This is a genomic window from Ventosimonas gracilis (genome assembly GCF_001580025.1).
Classification (GTDB): domain Bacteria; phylum Pseudomonadota; class Gammaproteobacteria; order Pseudomonadales; family Pseudomonadaceae; genus Ventosimonas; species Ventosimonas gracilis.
Window position 1 is genome coordinate 1 of record NZ_LSZO01000035.1, and the last position, 355, is coordinate 355.

The 355-nt window shown below is 56.1% G+C and carries 1 protein-coding gene; it reads left to right on the plus strand.

Features of this window, described 5'->3' with window-relative positions:
* Window positions 1-41: 41 nt before the first annotated feature.
* A partial coding sequence (locus AXE65_RS01840; RefSeq protein ID WP_153015364.1) for a hypothetical protein occupies window positions 42-355 on the plus strand: 314 nt, incomplete at its 3' end.

A 355-nucleotide genomic window follows, 5' to 3' on the forward strand; every position in this document is an offset into this window, starting at 1 on the left:
TGCCGCCAGCAGGCTAACCATCCACTGTAGGGAGAAGAGAAATGGCTACAAACAATGATAGCTCAATGCAGTTTGATGCGGTATTCAATCGCATCTCTAGCCGAGGCCAGGACTGGCTTAAGCACGTCGAGAAACACGCCCGCCCAGGAGAAAGCTGGGCACAGGCGGACGAGAGATTGAGCCGAGAGAAAGAGATTGCCGAAGCCGCCGCCGCAACCCTTGCCCCACCAGAGCCAGCAACCGGCCAAAAATCGCAACAAGAACGGCCAGAAGAGACCCCAGAAGCGCCGTCATCTCACTTTGTGGCGGATACGCGCGGAGCGGAAATTAAAGACGACATAGCGAGCATGGAACA